Source organism: Streptococcus caledonicus (genome assembly GCF_042656225.1).
GTDB classification, from domain to species: Bacteria; Bacillota; Bacilli; order Lactobacillales; family Streptococcaceae; genus Streptococcus; species Streptococcus caledonicus.
The window spans coordinates 204,358-228,905 of record NZ_JBHSOJ010000015.1; the positions used below are offsets into that span (position 1 = coordinate 204,358).

General features: G+C 37.9%; 20 protein-coding genes, 1 tRNA gene and 4 pseudogenes. 20 read left to right on the top strand and 5 right to left on the bottom strand.

Annotated elements, in window-relative coordinates:
* Window positions 1-123: 123 nt before the first annotated feature.
* Together ACFPQ3_RS02840 and ACFPQ3_RS02845 are read right to left on the bottom strand one after the other, a co-directional pair.
* On the bottom strand, window positions 124-447 hold the full coding sequence (locus ACFPQ3_RS02840; protein WP_156807202.1) for a helix-turn-helix domain-containing protein: 324 nt from the start codon (window positions 445-447) through the stop codon (window positions 124-126).
* A gap of 153 nt (window positions 448-600) precedes the next feature.
* Window positions 601-792 (bottom strand): hypothetical protein, encoded by a 192-nt coding sequence (locus ACFPQ3_RS02845; protein ID WP_156807203.1) that lies wholly within the window; start codon window positions 790-792, stop codon window positions 601-603.
* Window positions 793-911: 119 nt separating this feature from the next.
* Here ACFPQ3_RS02845 and ACFPQ3_RS02850 point away from each other — a divergent pair, with 119 nt between their 5' ends.
* From ACFPQ3_RS02850 to tnpC, 13 genes and pseudogenes are all read left to right on the top strand, one after another.
* Window positions 912-1,385 carry an NUDIX hydrolase gene (locus ACFPQ3_RS02850; RefSeq protein WP_156807204.1) on the top strand — a complete coding sequence of 158 codons (474 nt, stop codon included), beginning with the start codon at window positions 912-914 and terminating at the stop codon, window positions 1,383-1,385.
* A 332-nt stretch (window positions 1,386-1,717) separates the two neighbouring features.
* On the top strand, window positions 1,718-2,896 hold the full coding sequence (locus ACFPQ3_RS02855; protein WP_156807205.1) for an AI-2E family transporter: 1,179 nt from the start codon (window positions 1,718-1,720) through the stop codon (window positions 2,894-2,896).
* Window positions 2,886-4,115: a tetratricopeptide repeat protein gene (locus ACFPQ3_RS02860; protein ID WP_156807206.1), complete on the top strand. Its 1,230-nt coding sequence runs from the start codon at window positions 2,886-2,888 to the stop codon at window positions 4,113-4,115. The genes ACFPQ3_RS02855 and ACFPQ3_RS02860 overlap by 11 nt, the downstream gene beginning before the upstream one ends.
* The gene (gene budA / locus ACFPQ3_RS02865; RefSeq protein WP_156807207.1) at window positions 4,115-4,834 is read left to right on the top strand and encodes an acetolactate decarboxylase; all 720 of its coding nucleotides are present in this window, start codon (window positions 4,115-4,117) and stop codon (window positions 4,832-4,834) included. Before ACFPQ3_RS02860 ends, budA begins: the two co-directional genes overlap by 1 nt.
* Before the next feature lie 78 nt (window positions 4,835-4,912).
* A complete protein-coding gene (gene cpsA / locus ACFPQ3_RS02870) occupies window positions 4,913-6,376 on the top strand; it encodes an LCP family glycopolymer transferase CpsA (protein ID WP_156807208.1) in 1,464 nt (487 codons plus the stop codon).
* A 2-nt stretch (window positions 6,377-6,378) separates the two neighbouring features.
* A complete protein-coding gene (cps4B, locus tag ACFPQ3_RS02875) occupies window positions 6,379-7,110 on the top strand; it encodes a capsular polysaccharide biosynthesis protein Cps4B (RefSeq protein ID WP_156807209.1) in 732 nt (243 codons plus the stop codon).
* Window positions 7,111-7,118: 8 nt separating this feature from the next.
* Window positions 7,119-7,805, top strand: coding sequence for a Wzz/FepE/Etk N-terminal domain-containing protein (locus tag ACFPQ3_RS02880; RefSeq protein WP_156807210.1), 687 nt, complete (start codon window positions 7,119-7,121; stop codon window positions 7,803-7,805).
* Window positions 7,806-7,824: 19 nt separating this feature from the next.
* Window positions 7,825-8,544 (top strand): tyrosine-protein kinase, encoded by a 720-nt coding sequence (locus ACFPQ3_RS02885; protein ID WP_156807211.1) that lies wholly within the window; start codon window positions 7,825-7,827, stop codon window positions 8,542-8,544.
* A gap of 398 nt (window positions 8,545-8,942) precedes the next feature.
* Entirely contained in the window at window positions 8,943-10,775 is a 1,833-nt protein-coding gene (gene lepA, locus ACFPQ3_RS02890; RefSeq protein ID WP_156807212.1) for a translation elongation factor 4, read from the top strand.
* 323 nt (window positions 10,776-11,098) lie between these two features.
* Window positions 11,099-11,284: pseudogene (locus ACFPQ3_RS02895) on the top strand (hypothetical protein).
* Window positions 11,265-11,615 carry an IS66 family insertion sequence element accessory protein TnpB gene (gene tnpB / locus ACFPQ3_RS02900; RefSeq protein WP_380433555.1) on the top strand — a complete coding sequence of 117 codons (351 nt, stop codon included), beginning with the start codon at window positions 11,265-11,267 and terminating at the stop codon, window positions 11,613-11,615. Before ACFPQ3_RS02895 ends, tnpB begins: the two are co-directional and overlap by 20 nt.
* A 51-nt stretch (window positions 11,616-11,666) precedes the next feature.
* A pseudogene (locus ACFPQ3_RS02905) lies at window positions 11,667-11,813 on the top strand (IS66 family transposase); the annotation flags it as partial.
* Between the two features lie 13 nt (window positions 11,814-11,826).
* Window positions 11,827-13,173 (top strand): annotated as a pseudogene (tnpC, locus tag ACFPQ3_RS02910) (IS66 family transposase).
* Window positions 13,174-13,201: 28 nt separating this feature from the next.
* On the opposite strand, the pseudogene ACFPQ3_RS02915 reads toward tnpC, so the two are convergent.
* The 3 genes and pseudogenes from ACFPQ3_RS02915 to ACFPQ3_RS02925 all read right to left on the bottom strand — a co-directional run bounded on the left by ACFPQ3_RS02915 (window position 13,202) and on the right by ACFPQ3_RS02925 (window position 15,301).
* Window positions 13,202-14,442 (bottom strand): annotated as a pseudogene (locus ACFPQ3_RS02915) (ISL3 family transposase).
* Between the two features lie 146 nt (window positions 14,443-14,588).
* Entirely contained in the window at window positions 14,589-14,885 is a 297-nt protein-coding gene (locus ACFPQ3_RS02920) for a chemotaxis protein (RefSeq protein ID WP_156806514.1), read from the bottom strand.
* Window positions 14,882-15,301 (bottom strand): HIT family protein, encoded by a 420-nt coding sequence (locus ACFPQ3_RS02925; RefSeq protein ID WP_156806515.1) that lies wholly within the window; start codon window positions 15,299-15,301, stop codon window positions 14,882-14,884. Before ACFPQ3_RS02925 ends, ACFPQ3_RS02920 begins: the two co-directional genes overlap by 4 nt.
* A 64-nt stretch (window positions 15,302-15,365) precedes the next feature.
* Here ACFPQ3_RS02925 and ACFPQ3_RS02930 point away from each other — a divergent pair, with 64 nt between their 5' ends.
* The 7 genes from ACFPQ3_RS02930 (at window position 15,366) to leuS (ending at window position 24,427) form a co-directional block, all read left to right on the top strand.
* A complete protein-coding gene (locus tag ACFPQ3_RS02930; protein WP_156806516.1) occupies window positions 15,366-16,091 on the top strand; it encodes an ABC transporter ATP-binding protein in 726 nt (241 codons plus the stop codon).
* Between the two features lies 1 nt (window position 16,092).
* The gene (locus tag ACFPQ3_RS02935; RefSeq protein WP_156806517.1) at window positions 16,093-17,130 is read left to right on the top strand and encodes an ABC transporter permease; all 1,038 of its coding nucleotides are present in this window, start codon (window positions 16,093-16,095) and stop codon (window positions 17,128-17,130) included.
* Window positions 17,131-17,185: 55 nt separating this feature from the next.
* Window positions 17,186-17,968 carry a cell cycle regulator CcrZ gene (gene ccrZ, locus ACFPQ3_RS02940; protein WP_156806518.1) on the top strand — a complete coding sequence of 261 codons (783 nt, stop codon included), beginning with the start codon at window positions 17,186-17,188 and terminating at the stop codon, window positions 17,966-17,968.
* A 9-nt stretch (window positions 17,969-17,977) separates the two neighbouring features.
* Window positions 17,978-18,616, top strand: a complete 639-nt coding sequence (gene trmB / locus ACFPQ3_RS02945; protein ID WP_156806519.1) for a tRNA (guanosine(46)-N7)-methyltransferase TrmB — start codon at window positions 17,978-17,980, stop codon at window positions 18,614-18,616.
* Between the two features lie 96 nt (window positions 18,617-18,712).
* Window positions 18,713-18,799, top strand: a tRNA-Ser gene (locus ACFPQ3_RS02950).
* Window positions 18,800-19,293: 494 nt separating this feature from the next.
* Window positions 19,294-21,816 (top strand): preprotein translocase subunit SecA, encoded by a 2,523-nt coding sequence (gene secA, locus ACFPQ3_RS02955; RefSeq protein ID WP_156806520.1) that lies wholly within the window; start codon window positions 19,294-19,296, stop codon window positions 21,814-21,816.
* A gap of 109 nt (window positions 21,817-21,925) precedes the next feature.
* Window positions 21,926-24,427: a leucine--tRNA ligase gene (leuS, locus tag ACFPQ3_RS02960; protein ID WP_156806521.1), complete on the top strand. Its 2,502-nt coding sequence runs from the start codon at window positions 21,926-21,928 to the stop codon at window positions 24,425-24,427.
* Window positions 24,428-24,548: the final 121 nt, after the last annotated feature.

Here is a 24,548-nt window from a genome sequence, read left to right on the forward strand (position 1 = left end):
GCCTGATAGTCCTTATCATGAATAATGGTGAAGTTGACAATCTCCACACGTTCTTCAAAAGTGGTTTTACGTCCCTGTTTCATACGACTTAATCCTTTACTAGTTGCTTTGATTTCTTTACCACTAGTATACCGTTTGTTTTAGCCACTTTTCGAGAACACTTCCAGATGATATGTAGTAAGTTTCAATGATTGTCTCCAAACTTCCTCGTCCAGATAGATAATCTTGTACGGCTTGTTCTTTGATTTCTTTTGAGTACCTCGTCCAAGTATTACTTTCTCTTAATCCTGCTATACCTAGATGTTTGTATTTACGAACCCAAGTTCTAATGGTGGTATCACTAACGCCATATTCCCTTATTAAGCTTGAAATGGATTTCCCTTTTTCTAAATACAAGTTTACAATCTCTAGTTTTTCTTCTACTGATTTTGGACTTCTTTTTGACATACGAAAACTCCCCTTTTAGTTTCTAGTGAATTTTTGTTTTTTTCACTGTCCACTATAAGGGGAGTATATCAATTTGTCCTAACCTCTTTTTGATTTTTTATACTAATTGTAAAAAAAGGGGAGCGTTGACTTTATTCTCCCTTTTTAACATCATTATTTTCCAAATAGGCCCTTGACCTTGTCGAGAAGGCTGTCGGCACCTTGCGCACCTTCAACGAGAGTTTTTGCTTGCTCAAAGTATTCTCCGAGATTATCTTTTTGCTCATTGACAAAATTAACTGCTGCTGAGAAGTCTTTCTTTTCAATTAGTTCTTTAACTTGGTTAAATAGGTCTTGTGGATTCATTTTGGAACCCCTTTCTTTTAAGATAACTTTATTAAACCATAAAAATTTCTTTTTTAAAAGTTTTTAGCTTATGAAATTTACTTTTGTTATAATAGATTATAGATATGAAAGGAGTAGATATGAAGCTAGCAACGATTTGTTATATTGATAATGGAAGAGAATTACTGCTTTTACATCGTAATAAAAAACCTAATGATGTCCATTTAGGGAAATGGATTTCTGTTGGAGGGAAGCTTGAAAAAGGAGAAAGTCCAGAAGAGTGTGCAGTTCGTGAAGTTTTTGAAGAAACTGGCCTTAAAGTTGATGACATGGAGTTATGTGGAATAATTACTTTTCCAGAATTTACGCCAGGTCATGATTGGTATACCTATGTTTTTAAAGTCACTCAATTTTCAGGTGAGTTATTAGAAGATTGTCCTGAGGGAACTTTAGAATGGGTTCCTTATGATCAAGTCTTATCTAAGCCAACTTGGGAAGGGGATTACGAAATGTTCAAATGGATTTTAGAAGATGTTCCGTTTTTTTCTGCTAAGATGACTTATGAGAGTGGAAACTTGGCTGAAAAAAAAGTAATATTTTATCCGTACAACTAGTCTATTCTTACACTTATCAACTTCTCTATTTTATCAGTTGAAACTCACTCCGAGAAACTCATGAAAAAATATCGCTTTCTCATAACGATTTTTCATAAAAAGTTATAATTTTATCATGAAATTTTGTTATAATATAGATAGGTGAAATAGAGGATGAACCGATGCACTTATGTAATTGGTATGAAGATATTTTGAAGAAAATGCATGTAGGTAGAAAATGGTTACATGCATTTTCTTTATGCATATGTCGTGGAAACTCACCTTAATTGGTGATTTTTTTATCTGAGTTTTGGTATAATGATAGGTAGAATAAATGTAGCTGGAGAATGTTTATGAAAGATGATAACAAATTTTCATTGAGTTGGTTTTTTCGTTGGTTTCTAAACAATCAAGGTGTGACAGTTTTGCTAGTGATGCTTTTGGTTTTTTTGAACATTTGGGTATTTAGTCACATCAGCTCTTTGTTGAGTCCAATTTTTTCCTTTTTAGCTGTTGTTAGTTTACCATTGGTTATATCAGCTTTAATCTACTATCTTCTAAAGCCAGCTGTAGATTGGCTAGAAAAACGCAATTTTGGTCGAGTATCCGCTATTTCAATTGTTTTTTTGGGTGTGATCCTATTTTTAATTTGGGCAGTTGCTGCGCTGGTTCCCATGATTGAAACTCAGTTAACATCGTTTGTTACCAATCTCCCTAATTATATTAGAGATGTTGAGAATCAAATTACTCTTATTTTAAAAGACGATCGATTGGCACAATTTCGACCACAATTGGAAAGCCTTGTGACTGATTTTTCTGGTAAGGCTTTAGAATTTGCGCAAACTTTCTCTAAAAATGCTGTGGACTGGGCTGGAAATGTTGCAGGTGCTGTAGCACGAGTGACAGTTGCAGTTATTATTTCACCTTTTATCATTTTTTACATGCTTAGAGACGGTGACACGATGAAAGATGGCTTCGTGAAATTTTTGCCAACAGCAATGAGAGAAACAACCGCAAGGATTTTGCACAATGTTAATTCACAGCTAGCAGGATATGTTCAAGGTCAAGTGACTGTTGCTGCTGTTGTTGGGATTATGTTCTCAATTCTTTTTACTGTAATTGGATTACCTTACGCAGTCACATTTGGTATTACTGCAGGATTTTTAAATATGATTCCTTATCTTGGCAGTTTTCTAGCCATGGTACCTGTTGTCATTTTAGCGTTAGTTGAAGGTCCTTTAATGTTAGTAAAAGTAGCTGTTGTTTTTACCATTGAGCAGACTGTTGAAGGGCGATTTGTAACCCCGTTTGTTTTAGGAAGTAAGTTAAATATTCATCCAATTACGATTATGTTTACGCTCCTAGTGTCAGGGTCAGCTTTTGGTGTTTGGGGAGTGTTTCTTGGAATCCCTGCTTATGCGGCAGCAAAAGTTGTTTTAGCAGAAATTTTTGATTGGTATAAGAGTGTTAGTGGTTTGTATGAAGAAATAGCAGAGCAGAAAGACATAAAAGGAGAGATTGATGTTAAATAGTGAGAAAATGTTAGCTTCATTACAAGCTAAAGACCTTGCTCACGCAGAAAAATATTTTCAAAAAGCTCTTGATAATGATCCAAACGAAATTCTATTGGAATTAGCTGAATATCTTGAAAGTATTGGATTTTACCCACAGGCTAAACTAATTTATAATAAACTAAAAGAAATTTATCCAGAAGTTAATATTAATCTTGCTCAGATTGTTGCAGAAGATGGTGACATGGAGGAAGCTTTCCTTTATCTTAATGCTATATCAGAAAATAGTGAAGAGTATCTGTCGGCACTTTTAGTCATGGCAGATCTTTATCAGATGGAAGGCTTGACGGACGTAGCGCGAGATAAGCTTTTATTAGCTTCTAAACTATCATCGGAACCATTAGTGATATTTGGTTTAGCTGAATTAGAATATGAACTTGAACATTATAAGGACGCTATTGATTACTACGCTCAGTTAGATAATCGTCATATTTTAGGAATGACTGGAATTTCAACGTACCACAGAATTGGGCGCTCTTATGCTAATCTTGGTAAATTTGAAGTTGCAGTTGAGTTTTTAGAAAAAGCTTTAGAGATTGAGTATGATGATGTTATAGCTTTTGATTTAGGAGTGATTTTACATGATCAAAAAGAATACCAAAAAGCTAATTTATACTTTAAGCAACTAGAGGCCATGAATTATGATTTTCCAGGATACGAATATGTTTATGCTCTATCATTAAAGGCAGAGAATAAACTAGAGGAAGCTCTACGTTTAGTCCAACAAGGTTTAGCTAAGAATGAGTTTGATAGCCAACTATTCCTTCTAGCATCGCAACTTGCTTATGAAACCCATGATAGAAAATTGTCAGAATCTTATCTTTTATCAGCGTATGAATTAGCAGAAGATGTTGAAGAAGTGCTTTTACGTTTGACAACATTATACCTAGAAGAAGAACGATATGAAGATGTGATTGCACTAGAATTAGAAGATATTGACTTGGTTCTAACAAAGTGGAATATTGCTAAAGCCTATCAAGGATTAGATCAAGAAGAAGAGGCACTTACAATTTATAGAGAGATTTCAGATGATCTGTCGGAAAATCCAGAGTTTTTACAAGATTATGCTTATATTTTGCGAGAGTTTGGACATCGTAATGAGGCCAAAGAGATTATAGAGCGCTATTTGACGATGGTTCCTGATGACATGAACATGATTAGTTTTAAGGAGGAACTCTAGTGTCAGAACCGATAAAATTATTTCAATATAATACCTTGGGAGCCCTTATGGCAGGGCTCTATGAGGGGTCTTTGACAATAGGAGAGCTTTTAGAACACGGTAATTTAGGAATTGGAACTCTAGATTCTATTGATGGTGAATTAATAATCCTTGAAGGGATTGCCTATCAGGTAAAATCTACAAGTGGACGAATTCAGGTTATTGAAGTACCGGCTCATGTTAAGGTTCCGTATGCAGCAGTTGTTCCTCATCAAGCAGAAGTTATTTTTAAGCAACGTTTTGAAATGACTGATAAAGAGTTGGAAAAACGTATTGAATCTTACTATGATGGAGAAAACCTTTTTCGATCGATTAAAATCCATGGCACTTTTAGTCATATGCATGTACGAATGATTCCAAAATCAAATAGTGATCGTAAATTTTCTGAGGTAGCTATTAATCAGCCAGAGCATAAAACAGAACATGTCACTGGGACTATTGTTGGTATCTGGACTCCTGAAATGTTCCACGGGGTCAGTGTTGCAGGTTATCATTTACATTTTTTATCAGATGATCATTGTTTTGGTGGTCATGTCATGGACTTTGTTATTCAGGAAGGGATTTTTGAAGTGGGACCTGTTGATCAGTTAGATCAACGTTTTCCTGTTCAGGACAGAAAATATCTTTTTGCAAAATTTAATGTTGAAGAATTGAAAGAAGATATTAAGAAAAGTGAGTAGTATATGGTAAGACGTTTGTAAAAATGGGAAATTTAAGTTATAATAAGAGGAAATTTATAAATAAAATGGGGGATTGTTATGTCTTCACGGAGTCAACATAGAAAACCCGGAAACTCGTCAAAGCATGGTTTTTTAGGTATTCTAAACTTTACCTTGTGGACTCTAGTCGCTCTGCTAGCTCTTGCAGTAGTATTTTCTATGTTAACATATAATATCTTAGCTTTTAATCATTTAAACCTTATTATTCCAGTTTTCTTAGGAATTTCTATGGTGATTCTCTTCTTTTGGATTTTATCAAAAAAAGCTAAGGTTATTGCCACAGTTTTACTTAGTTTGATCGTTGTTGCTTTAAGTACAGGATTGTTTTTTGTTAAGTCAGCTTTGGACTTTTCAAATAAACTTAATACAACTGCTCGTGTGTCACAAGTTGAAATGAGTGTTGTGGTTCCAGTAGATATTGGCATTTCTGATGTTACGCAGCTCAATTCTGTTTTGGCACCAATTGCTAGTGATGCAAATAATATTTCAATGTTATTAGATCATATTAATCGTAATAAAGGAATTAGATTAACTGAAACAACGTCGTTATCTTATTCTTCAGCTTATGAAAGTCTATTGGCTGGTGAAGATAAGGCAATGGTAATGAATTCTGCGTATACCGAGTTATTGAGAAGTAACCATGAGGATTTTGATAATAAGTTAAAAACAATTTATACTTATACTATTAAGAAAAAAATTGAAAATAGTAATACTCCTAAAATGAATTCAGATAGTTTTAATATTTACATTTCTGGCATTGACACCTATGGATCTATTTCATCGGTTTCACGTTCAGATGTCAATATCATAATGACTGTTAATCAGAAGACGCATAAGGTTTTATTAACAACTACTCCTAGGGATTCTTATGTTCCTATTGCGGACGGTGGAAATAATCAGTATGATAAGTTAACTCACGCAGGAATTTATGGCGTAGACTCGTCTATTCATACATTGGAAAATCTTTATGGAATTAATATTGATTACTATGCACGAATCAATTTTTCGACATTTTTAAAATTGATTGATTTAGTTGGAGGAGTTACGGTCACAAATGAACAAGAGTTTACCAGTGGCAATTATCAATTTCCGGTAGGAGAAGTGACCATGGATTCGAAACAGGCTCTGGTTTTTGTTCGTGAACGATATTCATTAGTGGACGGTGACAATGATAGAGGTAAGAATCAAACTAAAGTGATTGCAGCACTTATTAATAAATTAACTAGTCTGGACTCTATTGCTAAGTATAGTGATATTATTAATGGATTAGGTGATTCTATTCAAACAAATATGCCTTTTGAAACGATGATGACTTTAGCTAACACTCAGTTAGAGACAGGACAAAGTTATGAGGTGAGGTCTCAGGCTATTACTGGAACAGGATCAATTGGTGAGCTTCCTTCATATGCTATGCCAACAGCAAGTCTTTATATGTTGCGTCTTGATGAATCGAGTCTTAATAGTGCTAAAGATGTCATTAAAGCGACAATGGAAGGAAATTAACGATGATAGATATCCATTCACATATTATCTTTGGAGTTGATGATGGTCCCGATACATTGGAAGAAAGTATTGAACTTATCAAGGAAGCTTATCGACAAGGTGTTACAACAATTGTAGCGACATCACATCGGAGAAAAGGAATGTTTGAAACGCCTGAAGTTACAATCTTTGCAAATTTTATTTTGTTAAAAGAAGAAATTCAAAAACTTTTACCAGAAATGACTCTTCTCTATGGTGGTGAACTTTATTTTACAACAGATATCGTTGAAAAACTAGAAAATCAAACGATTCCAACGATGGGTGGTACCCGTTTTGCCTTAATTGAATTTAGTACAGGGACACCTTGGAAAATAATACACGGTGCGGTGATTGATTTATTAAATATTGGCGTGACACCAATTATTGCTCATATTGAACGGTACGATGCCTTAGAAAATAATAGGGCTAGAGTCAAGGAATTGATTGATATGGGGTGTTACACGCAAGTTAATAGTATTCACGTTCTAAAGACAAAATTATTTGGGGATAAGTATAAGATTTATAAAAAAAGAGTAGCTTATTTTTTAGATGAAGATCTGGTGCATTGTGTTGCAAGCGATATGCATAATTTAGATAATCGGAAACCTTATATGCAAGAAGCTTATACCATTATTGAGAAGAAATTTGGGGTAAAGAAAGCTAAACAACTCTTTCATGACAATCAAGTAACATTATTAGCAAATCAATTTATTTAGGAGAAAACATGCAAAATCAAAATGACACACAACAAGAAATAGATGTCGTACACCTTCTGAAAAAATTATGGGTACGCAAATTTGCTATCATTTTTTCGGCTTTAACATTTGCGTTTATGGCGCTAGCGGGTAGTATTTTTTTATTGACACCTCAGTATGAATCACTTACAAAACTTTATGTGGTTAATAAAGGGACAGACGAATCGAAAATTTCGACTCAAGATTTACAGGCAGGGGATTATTTAGTAAAAGACTATAAGGAAATCATTGCCTCTAAAACAGTACTTACTGCAGTTATTGAGCGTGAGCAACTAGACTTAAGTATTTCTGGTTTGAGTGCTAAAACCAGAATTGATATTCCTGTTAATACTCGTATTATTTCTATTTCGGTGCAAGATGAGAATCCAGAGGTTGCTAGTCAATTAGCTAATACTTATCGGGAAGTTGCTTCTGAAAAAATTAAAGAAGTGACTAATGTAGAAGATGTAAAAACAATTGAAGAAGCAGAACCGTCTTCATCACCTTCATCACCTAATCTTAAAAGAAATACACTTTTAGGTTTTTTAGTAGGCGGTTTTTTAGCAGTCGTTATTGTTCTTATTAAAGAATTATTGGATGACCGTGTACACCGTGTTGAAGATGTTGAAGAAGTACTACATATGACACTTCTAGGCATCATTCCAGATATAAAATAAGGTCAAATAGGGAGTTATCATGGCAAGTTTAGAATTAGTAAAATCCAAACACAACCTCTATACGGAAGTTGAAGAGTATTGTAATAGTATTCGGACTAATATCCAATTTAGTGGTCAAGAAATTCGTGTTATTGCGCTAACTTCAGTGCAACCTGGTGAAGGGAAGTCAACCACTTCAACAAATTTATCAATTTCGTTTGCTCAGGCAGGTTTCAAGACTCTCTTGATAGATGCAGATACTCGTAATTCGGTATTATCCGGAACATTTAAAGCAACAGGTAAGGTTAGTGGATTAACAAGCTATTTATCAGGCAATGCTTACTTATCGGAAGTAATTTGTGAATCGAATATTCCCAACCTTTCTATAATTCCTGCAGGTAAAACGGCTCCGAATCCTACGACTTTGCTGCAAAATATGAACTTTACTAGCATGATTGACAGTTTAAAGGAATATTATGATTATATTATCATTGATACTCCTCCGATTGGCTTAGTTATTGATGCAGCTATCATTGCGCAAAAATGTCATGGAACTATTATTGTGACAGAAGCTGGTGCGATTAAACGTAAATTTATTCAAAAAGCTAAAGAGCAAATGGATCAGAGTGGAGCTACTTTTCTTGGAATCGTCTTGAATAAAGTTGATAGTCAAGTTGATTCTTATGGGGCGTATGGTAATTATGGCAATTATGGTAATTATGGTCAAAAAGTAGATAAGAAGAGTAAGCGTAGAAGGTAAGTTCAAAACAATATTTAAAAATTAAATAAATTGTTAAAATTTTTAGCTAACTATCTATAAGTATCGCCATTTTATATATGGAATATTTGACTAGGTAAAAAGTTTTAAAATAATAAACGGCCTAGGTTAATGTCGCTAAGAAACGTTTAGTTTAAGCCGTTTTATATTGTTCAGTTTTTACGAGAAAGGTAAAAAATCGAATTTTTGCCAGCCTCTCTTTTTTGTTATTTTCCATGTAGTAAGGTGGAATTGTGAAATAAAAAAATGCATGTAGCTAAAGAATGGTTATATGCATTTTTCATACGTACGGCGTGGACTTGATGGATGTTAGACTTTTGTCTATGGATCTTTTTTGGTATAATACATTAGGAACTTATTTTTTGGAAAGATTAAGAAAAATGTCAACTTTTGATGAATTAAAAAAACGACAAGAGAAGATTCGTAACTTCTCGATTATTGCTCATATTGACCACGGGAAATCAACCTTAGCTGACCGTATTTTAGAAAAAACCGAGACAGTTTCAAGTCGTGAAATGCAGGCGCAACTTTTAGATAGCATGGATTTAGAGCGTGAGCGTGGGATTACCATCAAACTGAATGCTGTTCAGTTGAATTACAAGGCCAAAGATGGTGAAACCTATATTTTCCACTTGATTGACACGCCAGGACACGTGGACTTTACCTATGAGGTATCACGTTCTCTAGCAGCCTGTGAGGGAGCAATCTTAGTGGTTGATGCGGCTCAAGGGATTGAAGCGCAGACGCTTGCCAATGTGTATCTTGCCTTGGATAATGATTTGGAAATCTTGCCAATTATCAATAAAATTGACCTTCCCGCGGCAGATCCAGAACGTGTACGTCAAGAGATTGAAGATGTTATCGGTTTAGATGCTTCTGAGGCCGTGCCAACGTCAGCTAAGGCTGGAATCGGTATTGAAGAAATCCTTGAACAAATTGTTGAAAAAGTTCCTGCACCATCAGGAGATGTGGAAGCGCCCCTTCAGGCCTTAATTTTTGACTCGGTTTATGACCCTTATCGTGGGGTAATTTTGCAGGTGCGCGTGGTTAATGGTGTTGTGAAACCAGGTGATACCATCCAGATGATGAGTAACGGTAAAACTTTTGATGTTACCGAAGTGGGTATTTTTACACCTAAAGCCATTGGGTGTGACTACTTAGCGACTGGTGATGTTGGTTATATTGCAGCCTCAATTAAGACGGTGGCAGATACTCGTGTTGGTGACACGGTGACTCTGGTTAATAATCCTGCGAGCGAAGCGTTGTCTGGGTATAAACAGATGAATCCGATGGTTTTCGCTGGTCTGTACCCTATCGAATCTAATAAGTACAATGACCTTCGTGAAGCCCTTGAAAAACTCCAATTGAACGATGCTAGTCTTCAATTTGAACCAGAAACCTCTCAAGCTCTTGGCTTTGGTTTCCGTTGTGGATTCCTAGGACTTCTTCATATGGATGTTATCCAAGAACGTTTGGAGCGTGAGTTCAATATTGACCTCATTATGACAGCTCCATCGGTAGTTTATAATGTCAATACTACTGATGGCGAAGAAGTTAGGGTTTCTAACCCTTCTGAGTTTCCTGAACCAACTCGTATTCAGTCCATTGAAGAGCCTTATGTTAAAGCGCAAATCATGGTGCCACAGGAATATGTTGGTGCAGTTATGGAATTAGCACAGCGTAAACGCGGTGATTTTGTTACTATGGATTATATTGATGATAATCGTGTGAATGTCATTTACCAAATTCCACTGGCTGAGATTGTCTTTGACTTCTTTGACAAATTAAAGTCATCTACACGTGGCTACGCCTCATTTGACTATGAAATTTCCGAATACCGTGCTTCTAAATTGGTTAAAATGGACATTCTCCTTAACGGTGATAAGGTTGATGCGCTCAGCTTTATTGTCCACAAAGACTTTGCCTATGAGCGAGGGAAACTCATCGTTGATAAATTGAAAAAAATCATTCCACGTCAACAGTTTGAAGTGCCAATTCAGGCAGCTATCGGGCAAAAAATTGTGGCTCGTACAGACATCAAGGCCCTTCGTAAAAACGTTTTGGCCAAATGTTATGGTGGTGACGTGTCTCGTAAACGTAAATTGCTTGAAAAACAAAAAGCTGGTAAGAAACGGATGAAAGCTATCGGATCTGTCGAAGTGCCCCAAGAAGCCTTCTTGAGTGTACTTTCAATGGACGAAGACGAGAAGTAAGTCTGTTAGGAAGGAGAGTGGGACAAAAATCGTTAAATCGTCAAAAAATGACGATTGCGATTTTGTCGTCCCACCTCCGTACAGTTGATTAGGATGGCCGCTAACGATTTCGTAGCAAGGGTTTAGGACTTCCAATCAACCACTGCGTCAATCTGTTAATACCATTAAAAATAGAAAGTTGAGATATGGTATACTCCCCTTATAGTGGACAGTGAAAAAATAAAAATTCACTAGAAACGTAAGCGTCTAATAACGAAGTACCTGTAAAACTCTTTCCCCCTCCGTTATACTATTATTAGAAAACAAAACTGGAGGCTAATTTGATGTCACAACCTATCGTCCCTTTGGAAACCCCATAACCTCGTCGGTTTGAATCAAAACCCAGAAATGATGTCTTACTGAAAATCCGACTGGATAAACTTGAACTGACCTTGTTCCAATCCCTTAATCAAGACAGGTTAGAAGCTATTTTAGATAAGGTGCTAAGCTATGACGATTCAACTCAGTGATTTAGGGCAGGTTTATCTTGTCTGCGGGAAAACTGATATGCGTCAAGGGATTGACTCACTTGCCTATCTGGTTAAAAGTCAATTTGAACTAGATCCTTTTTCAGGGCAAGTCTTCCTATTTTGCGGTGGTCGTAAAGATCGCTTTAAGGCACTTTATTGGGACGGTCAAGGCTTCTGGCTACTTTATAAACGTTTCGAAAATGGAAAACTCACCTGGCCAAACACAGAAAAGGAAGTCAAAGCCTTAACTTCTGAACAGGTTGACTGGCTGATCAAGGGAGTTTCTATTACACCTAAAATCAATATCACAAAAAGTCGTGATTTCTATTGAAATCATGGCTTTTCTTTCGGTATAATATAAAAAAACAATGGAGGGATGAACATGAGTTCAAAAGATAACATTATTGAAAGTTTAACAAAAACGATAGAGACCATGTCTAATGAACTCGTCCTCCTTGGTGAACAAGTGGCTTATTTGAGTCAAAAACTTTATGGCAAGTCATCAGAGAAGGTCCATTATCCTTTAGGATAACTAAGCCTTTTTGAAGAAGAACTTCCTGAAGAGGATTCTGATTTACCCTGTTGAAACTGAGATTATCACTTATAAACGTCGGAAATCTAAAGGCGTTCGTCAAGCTATTTTTAACCAATTCACTCCAGAAATAGTCCATCATGAACTAAAGGGTGAAGACTGCAGTTGTCCAGACTGTCATGGTCAGTTAAAAGAGATTGGCTCTTGCGTCCAAAGACAAGAGTTGGTCTTTATCCCTGCCCAATTAAAACGTGTTGACCATGTCCAACATGCCTATAAATGTCAAAGTTGCAGTGAGGAGGGACACGTTGATAAGATTATTAAGGCTCCTGTTCCTAAAGCTTCCTTATCACATAGTTTGGGATCTGCCTCTATCATTGCTCATACGATTCGTCAGAAATTTAATTTGAAGGTTCCCAACTATCGTCAAGAAGAGGATTGGAATAAAATGGGCTTGCTCATTACACGCAAAGAAATTGCCAACTGGCATATCAAATCAAGTCAATACTATTTTGAGTCTCTTTATGACCTTCTACACGAGAAGTTGCTGGAACAGCCTATTCTTCATGCGGATGAAACCTCTTATCAGGTATTAGAAAGCGACAGTCAGAAGACCTACTATTGAACGTTTTTATCAGGCAAGCATGCCAAAAAGGGAATTACCCTTTATTATCACGACAAGAGTCGAAGTGGGCAGGTCGTCAAGAATTTTCTGGATGAGTATGAGGGGGATGTCCATTGTGATATGTGGTCGGCTTATAGGCAATTAGAGAAGGCAGAACTAGTAGGGTGTTGGGGACATATCAGAAGGAAGTTCTTTGAAGCAACACCGAAGCAGACAGACAAGACTTCCTTAGGGGGCAAAGGTTTGGCTTATTGTGACCAGATGTTTAGCTTAGAAAGAGAGTGGGAGGTATTATCAGCTGAGGAGAGATATTATAAACGCCAGACAGAGTTAGCTCGCTTAATGACAGAGTTCTTTGAGTGGTGTCGTAAGCAAGTTGTATTACCTGGGTCAAAATTAGGTACTGCCTTGGAGTATAGCCTGACATACGAAAGCACCTTCCGAAGGGGTTTAGCGGACGGGAATCTCGTTTTATCGAACAACTTGGCAAAGCCCTTGTCATCGGTCGGAAAAATTGGTTATTCTCTCAAAGTTTTGAGGGCGCCAAGTCAACAGCTATCATCATGAGTTTACTGGAGACGGCCAAGCGCCACGGATTTGAATACTGAAAAATACATCACCCATCTTCCAAATGAGAAGACACTCGCAAAAGAAGAGGTTCTAGAAGGTTATTTACCATGGAATAAAACCATTCAAGACCACTGCAAGCAAAAACGTTCCAAAGTCAGTTAAGATTTTGGAACGTTTTCAATATACTCTGTTATTGGGCGGTTACGTTTGTCTTCTCTCGTTTTATATCTAGTGCAATGAAAATACGAGTTTTGAAGTTTTCAAAGTTCCGAAAGCAAAAGCCATTCCGTTTAATGACCTTGATAAGGTTGTTAGTGGCCTCAAGTTTAGCGTTTGAGTAAGGTAGTTCCAAGGCGTTGACAATCTTGTCTTTATTCTTCAAGAAAGTCTTAAAAACCGTCTGAAATATAGGATTTACAGTGGATAAGTCTTCTTCAATAAGACCCAAAAACTGTTCAGCCTGCTTTTCTTGGAAGTGAAAAAGCAATAGCTGATAAAGTCCATAATGTTCTCTCAGTTCTTAAGAATAGCGGAGTAGCTGAGCGACAATCTCCTGCTTGGTCAAGTGCATACGAAACGTGGGACGATAAAAGCATTTATCGCTGAGTTTGCGACTATCTTGCAAAATTAGTTTCCAGTAGCGTTTAAGTGCTCGATATTCGTGCGATTTTCGGTCAAACTGGTTCATTACCTGTATGCGTAGATTATTCATAGCACGGCTCATGTGTTGGGCCATGTGGAAACGATCAAGGACAATTTTAGCCGAATGGAAGAGTTTCTTAGCGATAGCGTAATAAGGGCTAAACATGTCCATAGTAATGACTTTGACGCGGTTCCTAACGATTCTCGAGTAGCGCAGGAAAGGGTTGCGAATAGTTGCCTGCGTCCGCCATCCAGAATTGCGACGACCTTGAGTGAGTCAAAATCCTGCGCGATGAAGCTCATTTTGCCTTTTTTGAAGCTGTACTCGTCCCAGCTCATGTTAGTTTGCATCCAGGTCAGGTCTGTTTTGAACTGGAATTCCTTTAGCTTTCGGCTAACCGTTGAGGTTGATACCGCAAGGCTTTCAGCGGTAGCCGTCATCGCGACTTTCTCAGTCAGTTTCTGGGTAATTTTTTGATTAAGAATGAGGGGAATCTGGTGATTTTTCTTGATCAATGACGTCTCCGTGACCGCCATTTTTCCGCACTCCTGACAGCGAAAGCGTCGCTTTCGCAAGCGAATGAGTGTCTTGTACCCTGCGCACTCAAGATAAGGAATTTTGGATGGTTTCTGGAAGTCGTATTTCGCCATTTGACCCTGGCAATGTTGGCATTTTGGAGCAAGGTAGGCTAGCTTGGAGATGACTTCCTTGCGGCTCCCAGTATCCACAACCTCCAAAATAGTGATATTAGGGTCTTTAATTCCGAGTAGGTTTGTGATAAATCTAATTGTTCCATATGATTCTTTCTAATGAGTGGTTTGATTGCTTTTCATTACAGGCCATATGGGGCTTTTTTCATACTCAAAAAGGCTCCATAATCTCCGAGGTGGATTTACCTACTACAGAAATTATAGAGCCATAATTTTTTCCTAGATCATTTATCTGTTGTTTGATATTTTGCTGAGATGTTTTTGATTTCATTGATATGGGCTCGAATCTCGTTATTAAAAACGTGGCCTTTATAGCTTAACTCTTGGTTTAAGTTTTTCAATATGTGCTGTTGACTTTGGATAATATCAATGTTCTTTTTTATATTTGCTAGGCTGGTTTGTATGCCGTCAATGCTATTTTTGGTCTCGGAGAGTTGTGCAATGACACGATCTTTTTTTTCATAGAGTAGGACTGCGCTTGCGGTTAGGAGACCGGCAATCAAAAATGTGTTAAATTTCATAGATTGACCTCTTGAGCGATTTGCTCTGCCATTTTTCCTAAAACTTCAAAATTGGGTTCGTTTGTGGTATACGTGATGTTTATGCCGTCGTTTCCACTGTAGCGAGGGACAAGGTGAATATGAGCATGGAAGACTGTTTGGCCAGCAATTGATTCGTTATTATTGATGATATTCATTGCTGGTGCATTTGTTGATTTTTGGATTGCTCGAGCAATTTTAGGGATACGTTTGAAGAGGCTGCTTGCTGTTGATTCTGACATTTCAAGGACATTTCTAACATGTTCTTTGGGAATGACGAGAGTGTGGCCTGGGGTGGTTTGAGAAATATCTAGAAATGCTAGAACTTCTTGGTCTTCGTATACTTTACAAGAGGGTATGTCTCCTGAAATAATGTTACAAAAAATACAATCTGCCATTTGCTATTACCTTATTCCTGTCTTTTTGATATAATCATTATATCAAAAAAGATGAGAGAAATAAATGTTAAAACTTGAAAACGTGACAGGAGGCTACGTTAATCTTCCTGTATTGAAAAAGGTTAACTTTGAAGTTAAAGACGGTGAATTAGTTGGCTTAATTGGTCTTAACGGTGCTGGTAAGTCAACGACTATTAATGAGATAATTGGTTTATTGACACCTTATGAAGGTCGTATTTCCATTGATGGGGTGACTTTATCTGAACATTTAGAAGAGTACCGTAAAAAAATTGGTTTTATTCCTGAGACGCCAAGCCTTTATGAGGAATTGACTTTACGTGAGCATCTAGAGACTGTTGCCATGGCTTATGATATCGTTGTAGATGTTGCTTTGGAGCGTGCGGAGCCCTTACTTGAAATGTTTCGTTTAACAGATAAGCTGGATTGGTTTCCTACTCAGTTTTCAAAAGGCATGAAGCAAAAAGTTATGATTACTTGTGCTTTTATTGTTGAGCCAAGATTGTTGATTGTAGATGAGCCTTTTTTAGGTTTAGATCCATTGGCAATAAATGATTTAATTGCTCTTTTGGAAATGGAAAAGAAAAAAGGAACATCTATTTTGATGTCAACCCATGTTTTAGATTCGGCTGAGAAGATGTGCGATCGATTTGTCATTCTTCATAAAGGTGAAGTGAGGGCTCATGGGACATTGGCTGATTTGCGAGATTCTTTTGGTAATCAAGAAGCATCGCTGAATGATATTTACATGGCTTTGACTAAAGAGGTTTAAGATGAGAGAGAGGTTTATTGAACGTAGACAAGCTTTTCATAATCGCTGTCTTAAATATCTAAAATATGTCTTTAATGATCACTTTGTGCTTGTATTAATTTTTTTGCTTGGTTTTTTACTTTATCAATATCGCCAATTATTAGATCATTTTCCAACGGAACCATCGGGGCTTATCTTGGTATTATCTCTCTTAATTTTGGGAGGGGTACCTTTAGGCTCAATTGCCACATTTATAGAGCCAGCGGATCAATTTTTTATATTAACTAAAGAAAAAGAAGTTATAGAATGGATAAGAGGAGCGGCTAATAGAACGTTTGTTCTTTGGGGAACATTAGAAGTTGTTTTTCTTTTGTTGCTGTATCCTATTTTAGTATTGCTAGGGATTTCATTTTGGGGCTTTGTTTTCTTAGCATTGCTTATTTTAGGGCTGAAATATGTTTGTATTCAGTATAAGCTTAGACGATTTATAACAAATACTGGAGAACTTGATTGGCGTGAAGCTATTGCAGCGGAACAAAAACGTCGACAATCTCTTTTGAAATTTTTTGCCCTTTTTACAACTGTTAAGGGAATTTCAAGTTCAGTTAAGCGTCGAACATATCTAGATGTCGTGACAAAGTATGTTGAGAAAACTTCTTCAAAGACATGGTGTAATCTTTATTTGCGTGCCTTTTTACGTTCTGGGGATTATCTAGGATTAGCATTAAGATTGATGTTGCTGTCTCTTGTTTGCCTCTTTTTTGTAAAAATTGATTGGTTGGCAGTTGGTTTAGCTTTTTTGTTCACCTATCTTTTAGCTTTTCAGCTTCTAGCGCTATACGGACACTATGATTATCAGTATATGACAGAGCTCTTTCCTCTTAGGAGAAGTCTTAAAAAGACAAACTTATTGGTTTTTTTGAAGGTGTTAATTTATGGTCTGACCTTAGTGTCACTCCCTTTTTCTGGAAGTTTAAAAAGTGCAGCTCTGCTATTGGTCTTAAATTTTGTCCTTATAGAAGGATATTTACGTTATAAAGTGAAGAAGATGATTGACTAGAGTCTTGAAAACAAGTAAAATAATAGGGAATGACTAGAATTGAAGGAGAGTTAAGGTGACTACGACGGATAAAGACTTAACCTTAAAACCCTTGTTGGGAAAAAGTGGACAGGCTTTTATGGGAGAATATCCTAATGGTGAGCGTGTTTTTGTCAAATTAAATACAACTCCGATTTTAGCTGCCTTGGCTAAGGAACACATCACGCCGCAATTGTTGTGGGCTAAGCGTACAGCAGGTGGTGATATGATGAGTGCACAGGAATGGCTAGATGGGCGTTTATTAAATAAAGCAGACATGAACAGTAAGCAGATTGCTCAGATTCTTTTGCAGTTGCACCGTTCAAAACCCCTGGTTAATCAACTTTTGCAGTTGAATTATATTATTGAAAACCCTTTTGAACTTTTACAGGATTGGGATAAAAATGCTCCGATGCAGTTGCGTCAAAATATCTACCTACAATCAATCGTAACAGAATTAAAGAAAAACCTTCCGGATTTTAATCCTGAATTAGCGACCATTGTCCATGGTGATGTTCGTCATAGTAATTGGGTTATTACAACAAGTGGGCTTGTTTACTTAGTTGATTGGGATTCAGTGCGTTTAACGGATCGGATGTATGACGTAGCACATATTTTAAGCCATTATATTCCTCATAATCGTTGGGCAGAATGGCTCAGTTATTATGGTTATAAGAATAATGATCTGGTTAAGAAGAAAATCTATTGGTATGGGCAGTTATCTTATTTGTCACAGATTCTAAAATTTTATGATGTTTATGATATGGAACATGTTAATCGTGAAATTTATGAGCTCCGCCAATTTAGAAGTTTATTTTAGAAAGAAAATATGAGAGTTAGAAAACGAAAGGGTGCGGAAGAGCATCTTGAAAATCACCCTCAGTATGTCATCCTAAGTCCTGAGGCGTCAAAAGGACATTGGCATGAGGTTTTTGGAAATGATAATCCCATTCACATCGAAGTTGGTTCTGGTAAAGGTGGCTTTATTACAGGGATGGCTCTTCAAAACCCAGAGATTAATTACATTGGTATTGATATTCAGCTATCCGTATTGAGCTATGCTTTGGATAAGGTTCTAGAAAGCGGGGCTAAAAATGTGAAATTGCTTCGAGTAGATGGTTCGAGTTTGACAAACTATTTCGAAGACGGCGAAGTTGATATGATGTATTTGAATTTTTCTGATCCTTGGCCAAAGACTAAGCATGAAAAACGTCGTTTAACTTATAAAACGTTTTTAGATACTTATAAGCAAATTTTACCGAAACATGGTGAGATTCACTTTAAAACGGATAATAGAGGCTTATTTGAATACAGCTTGGCAAGTTTTTCGCAGTATGGAATGACGTTGAAAAAAGTTTGGCTTGATTTACACGCTGATGAAACGTTCACGAACAATGTTATGACTGAATACGAGAAAAAATTCTCTGATAAAGGTCAGGTTATATATCGTGTGGAAGCTAGATTTTAAGTTTTAGCAGACTTTTAAAATCGTTGCTTATTTGAAAAATAGTAAACCACACCGTGAATATTTATGTTATAATTATTGGGTAGTCTTTACCCATATGGAGAGGTCGCATAGTGGCCGAGTGCGCACGCTTGGAAAGCGTGTAGTCCTTAACGGGGCTCGGGGGTTCGAATCCCCTCCTCTCCTTTTATCCCCTTGATATATCGAGGTTTTGAGGGTGTTTGCCCACCATTTGCCCACCGATTTCAAATTTTATTGAAAATATCTTTGACCATTTGGTCTTTTTTTGTTTCCTGTTAGTTGTGGGAATGGGGTAACCGATAGTTTTATTGAAAAATTGAGTTAGTACAATCTATTTATCGGTAGTTGCAGGAAGAAGTTTGGGATTAGGTATGGGAGAAGGCAGAAACTGTCCGCTTGTGAGGTGAATATATTTTGATATAGACAATATGTAAAATCTCCAGTTGAAAATTTGTGTATTTGTTTGTTCACTAGGATTATAACAGAGGAGCTGCCAAAATCATTAGAATAGGGGCTAATAAAACGATTCTATTTGACTTAAATATTGCAAGTCTTGGGCTTAATTCAGTATAAATTTTGTATTATCATATTCTTGGATTCTTGAATAAATTGGTAAATCATGTTAGAATGATATGATAAGTTTTTCGAAAGGAAAAAGAATGGCAAATATGTTACGTACACTTATCGAAAACGATAAGGGTGAATTACGAAAATTAGATAAATTAGCAAAAAAAGTTGAAAGCTATGAATCAGCAATGGCGGCTCTCCCAGATGAGGAGCTTCAGGCTAAGACTTCTGAATTTAAAGCGCGTTACCAAGCTGGTGAAACACTAGATGATTTGTTACCAGAAGCTTATGCGGTTGTTCGTGAGGCAGCCAAACGTGTCCTTGGGCTTTTTCCATACCATGTACAGGTCATGGGGGGAATTGTTCTTCACCATGGTGACGTTCCAGAAATGCGTACAGGTGAAGGAAAGACTTTGACAGCGACGATGCCTGTTTATTTGAATGCTTTATCGGGTGAGGGAGTTCACGTTGTTACCGTTAATGAATATCTTTCTGAACGTGATGCGACGGAGATGGGAGAACTTTATAGCTGGTTAGGACTCTCTGTTGGGATTAACTTAGCAGCAAAATCATCTGCAGAAAAACGTGAAGCTTATAATTGTGATATTACCTACACAACCAACTCTGAAGTAGGTTTTGATTATTTACGTGATAACATGGTTACTCGTAAAGAAGCTATGGTACAGCGTCCGCTTAACTATGCTTTGGTTGATGAGGTTGACTCAGTTCTTATTGATGAAGCGCGTACTCCATTGATTATCTCAGGTGCTCAGAGTACAGACATTAGTAAGTTATACGATTTAGCAGATCATTGTGTTAAAGGCTTGTCAGAGGAAGATTATATTATTGATATTCCAACGAAGACTATTGGTTTATCGGATTCAGGTATAGATAAGGTTGAGAGCTATTTCAAACTCGATAATCTTTATGATTTAGAGAATGTTGCTTTGACACACTTTATTGACAATGCTTTGCGTGCTAACTATATCATGACTTTAGATATTGATTATGTGGTTAGTCCAAATAAGGAAATCTTAATTGTAGATCAATTTACAGGTCGTACCATGGAAGGACGTCGTTTCTCTGATGGTCTTCATCAGGCGATTGAGGCTAAAGAGCATGTGCCAATTCAAGATGAGTCTAAGACAAGTGCAAGTATTACTTACCAAAACTTCTTCCGTATGTACAAGAAATTGTCAGGGATGACTGGTACTGCTAAGACTGAGGAAGAGGAATTCCGTGAAGTTTATAATATGCGCGTGATTCCAATTCCAACGAACCGACCAATTCAGCGTATTGATAATTCAGATCTCCTTTATCCAACTCTTCGTGCGAAATTTAGAGCCGTTGTAGAGGATGTGAAACGTCGTTATGAAAAGGGGCAACCAGTCCTTGTTGGTACGGTTGCGGTTGAAACGTCAGATTTGATTTCTAAATTATTAGTTGAAGCTGGTGTACCGCATGAAGTCTTGAATGCGAAAAACCATGCTAAAGAGGCTCAAATTATTATGAATGCAGGCCAGCGTGGTGCGGTTACTATTGCGACCAACATGGCCGGCCGTGGTACGGATATCAAGTTAGGTGAGGGTGTTCGCGAACTAGGTGGTCTTTGTGTGATTGGTACAGAGCGCCATGAAAGTCGTCGTATTGACAATCAGCTTCGTGGACGTTCTGGACGTCAAGGGGATCCAGGTGAATCACAATTTTACCTATCATTTGAAGACGATTTGATGCGCCGTTTTGGTTCAGATCGTATTAAAGCTCTCTTTGAGAAAATGCGTCTTGATGAAGATGATACGGTTATTGAATCAAAAATGTTAACGCGTCAGGTTGAATCAGCTCAAAAACGTGTTGAAGGGAATAACTATGATACCCGTAAACAGGTCCTTCAATATGATGATGTGATGAGAGAGCAACGTGAAATTATCTATGCAGAACGTTACGATGTTATCACTGCAGAGCGTGACCTTGGTCCAGAAATCAAGGCGATGGTAAAACGCACGATTGATCGTACGGTGGATGCTCACGCACGTGTTAATAATCGTCAAGAAGTTTTTGAGGCAATCCTTAATTTTGCACAAATGAGTCTTTTACCAGAAGAAGAGATTACTTTATCTGATTTAGAGGGTAAAAAAGATGCTGAAATTAAGGCTCTGCTATTTGGCAAGGCAATGACGCATTATGATAATCAAATCAGTAAACTTCGTGATGAAGAATCTCTCAAAGAATTCCAAAAAGTGTTGATTTTGATGGTGGTTGATAATCACTGGACAGAGCATATGAATGCTTTGGATCAATTGCGTAGTGCAGTTGGTTTACGTGGGTATGCTCAGAATAATCCTGTTGTTGAGTACCAATCTGAAGGCTTCAAGATGTTCCAAGATATGATTGGTTCAATTGAGTTTGATATCACTCGTACAATGATGAAAGCACAGATTCATGAGCAAAGACGTGAAGAGGTCCCGTCATCATCTCACACATCTGCGACAGCTAATATTGCAGCTCAAACACCAGGTGCTGTTGAAGAAGAAACTATTGATTTTTCTGATGTTGACCGCAATGATAAGTGCCCATGTGGTTCAGGGAAAAAATATAAGAATTGCCACATGCGTTAATTGTAGGTAATATGAAGGGCGTGAAATCCTTGTGATTTCAGCCTTTTTTCTTTCTCTTTTTCGTGGTATAATGAAAGATACTATAATTGATATTTAGGGAGTGGGTCTGATGACATTTTATAACCACAAAGACATTGAGCCTAGGTGGCAAAAGCACTGGGCAGACAATCATACTTTTAAGACAGGGACGGATGCGTCAAAGCCTAAGTTTTATGCGCTTGACATGTTCCCTTACCCATCTGGTGCAGGGCTTCACGTTGGTCATCCAGAAGGTTACACTGCGACTGATATTTTGAGTCGTTTCAAGCGTGCGCAGGGCTACAATGTTCTTCACCCAATGGGTTGGGATGCGTTTGGTCTTCCAGCTGAGCAATACGCGATGGATACTGGTAATGACCCAGCTGAATTTACAGCGGAAAACATTGCTAATTTTAAACGTCAAATCAATGCGCTAGGCTTCTCATACGATTGGGATCGTGAAATTAATACGACGGATCCAAATTATTATAAATGGACGCAGTGGATTTTCACGAAATTGTATGAAAAAGGTTTGGCCTATGAAGCAGAAGTACCAGTAAATTGGGTTGAGGAGCTTGGAACAGCCATTGCCAATGAAGAAGTACTGCCTGACGGAACTTCTGAGCGTGGTGGCTATCCTGTTGTCCGCAAACCGATGCGTCAATGGATGCTGAAAATTACAGCCTATGCAGAGCGTTTACTTGAAGATTTGGAAGAAGTCGATTGGCCAGAGTCTATTAAAGACATGCAACGCAACTGGATTGGCAAATCAACAGGTGCGAACGTAACGTTTAACATCAAAGATACTGACAAAGACTTTACGGTATTTACAACACGTCCTGACACGCTTTTCGGTGCGACTTACGCTGTTTTAGCGCCAGAACATGCTTTGGTAGATAGCATTACAACGGCAGGACAGGCAGAAGCAGTTGCGGAATACAAACGCCAAGCAAGTCTCAAATCAGACCTTGCTCGTACAGACCTTGCCAAAGAAAAAACAGGCGTGTGGACGGGTGCTTATGCGGTTAACCCTGTTAACGGTAAAGAAATGCCAATCTGGATTGCAGACTATGTGCTTGCTAGCTACGGAACGGGTGCTATCATGGCGGTACCTGCTCATGATGACCGTGACTGGGAATTTGCGAAGCAATTTGACCTTGAGATTATTCCAGTTCTTGAAGGTGGTAATGTTGAAGAAGCAGCTTATACAGAAGATGGTGCTCACATCAATTCAGACTTTCTTGACGGCTTGAACAAGGAAGAAGCTATCGCTAAGATGGTCGCTTGGTTGGAAGAAAAAGAAGTGGGTAACGAAAAAGTCACTTACCGTCTTCGTGACTGGCTCTTTAGCCGTCAACGTTATTGGGGGGAACCAATCCCAATTATCCATTGGGAAGATGGGACGTCAACGGCTGTGCCAGAAAATGAATTGCCGCTTGTTCTTCCAGTAACAAAAGACATCCGCCCTTCTGGTACTGGTGAGAGCCCACTGGCTAACTTGACAGACTGGTTGGAAGTTGTTCGTGAAGATGGCGTGAAAGGACGTCGTGAGACCAACACCATGCCACAATGGGCTGGTTCAAGTTGGTACTACCTACGCTATATTGACCCGCATAATGATGAAAAATTAGCTGATGAAGAGCTGTTGAAACAATGGCTACCAGTCGATATTTACGTCGGTGGTGCAGAACATGCCGTACTTCACTTGCTTTACGCACGCTTCTGGCATAAGGTGCTTTATGACCTCGGTGTGGTGCCAACCAAAGAGCCATTCCAAAAACTCTTTAACCAGGGTATGATTCTGGGAACCAGCTACCGTGATCACCGTGGTGCGCTTGTGGCGACTGATAAGGTTGAAAAACGTGATGGTAGCTTCTTCCACATGGAAACTGGTGAAGAGCTTGAGCAAGCGCCAGCCAAGATGTCTAAATCTCTTAAAAACGTCGTTAACCCAGATGATGTTGTGGAACAATTCGGTGCAGATACCCTTCGTGTGTACGAAATGTTCATGGGGCCACTTGATGCATCGATCGCTTGGAGTGAAGAAGGGCTTGAAGGCTCACGTAAGTTCCTTGACCGCGTTTACCGTTTGATCACGACTAAAGAGATTGTGGCGGAAAATAGCGGAGCGCTTGACAAGGTTTACCATGAGACGATTAAAGCAGTCACTGAGCAAATTGAAGGTATGAAATTCAATACAGCCATTGCTCAGCTCATGATTTTTGTCAACGCAGCCAACAAAGAAGACAAGCTTTACGCAGAGTATGCCAAAGGTTTTGTGCAGTTGATTGCCCCATTTGCGCCGCACTTGGGTGAAGAATTGTGGCAAGTCTTGACCGCAACAGGTGAGTCCATCTCACATGTGGCTTGGCCGACCTATGACGAAAGCAAACTCGTTGAAAACGAAGTGGAAATCGTTATCCAAATCAAAGGAAAAGTGAAGGCGAAACTTGTGGTTGCCAAAGACCTTTCGAAAGAAGAGCTGGAAAAAGTTGCCCTTGCTAACGACAAAGTCCAAGCTGAAATTGCAGGTAAGGAAGTTGTTAAAGTAATTGCGGTTCCAAGCAAGCTCGTTAATATCGTTATCAAGTAATAATACCCTCGTTTGTCTGTCTATTTCCTACTTAAGGCTAGGACAAAAAGAGTTTTAGTTTAGAAAATCTATCCCAATTAAATCTAATTTTCTAATAAAATATATAAACGAACAAAGATAC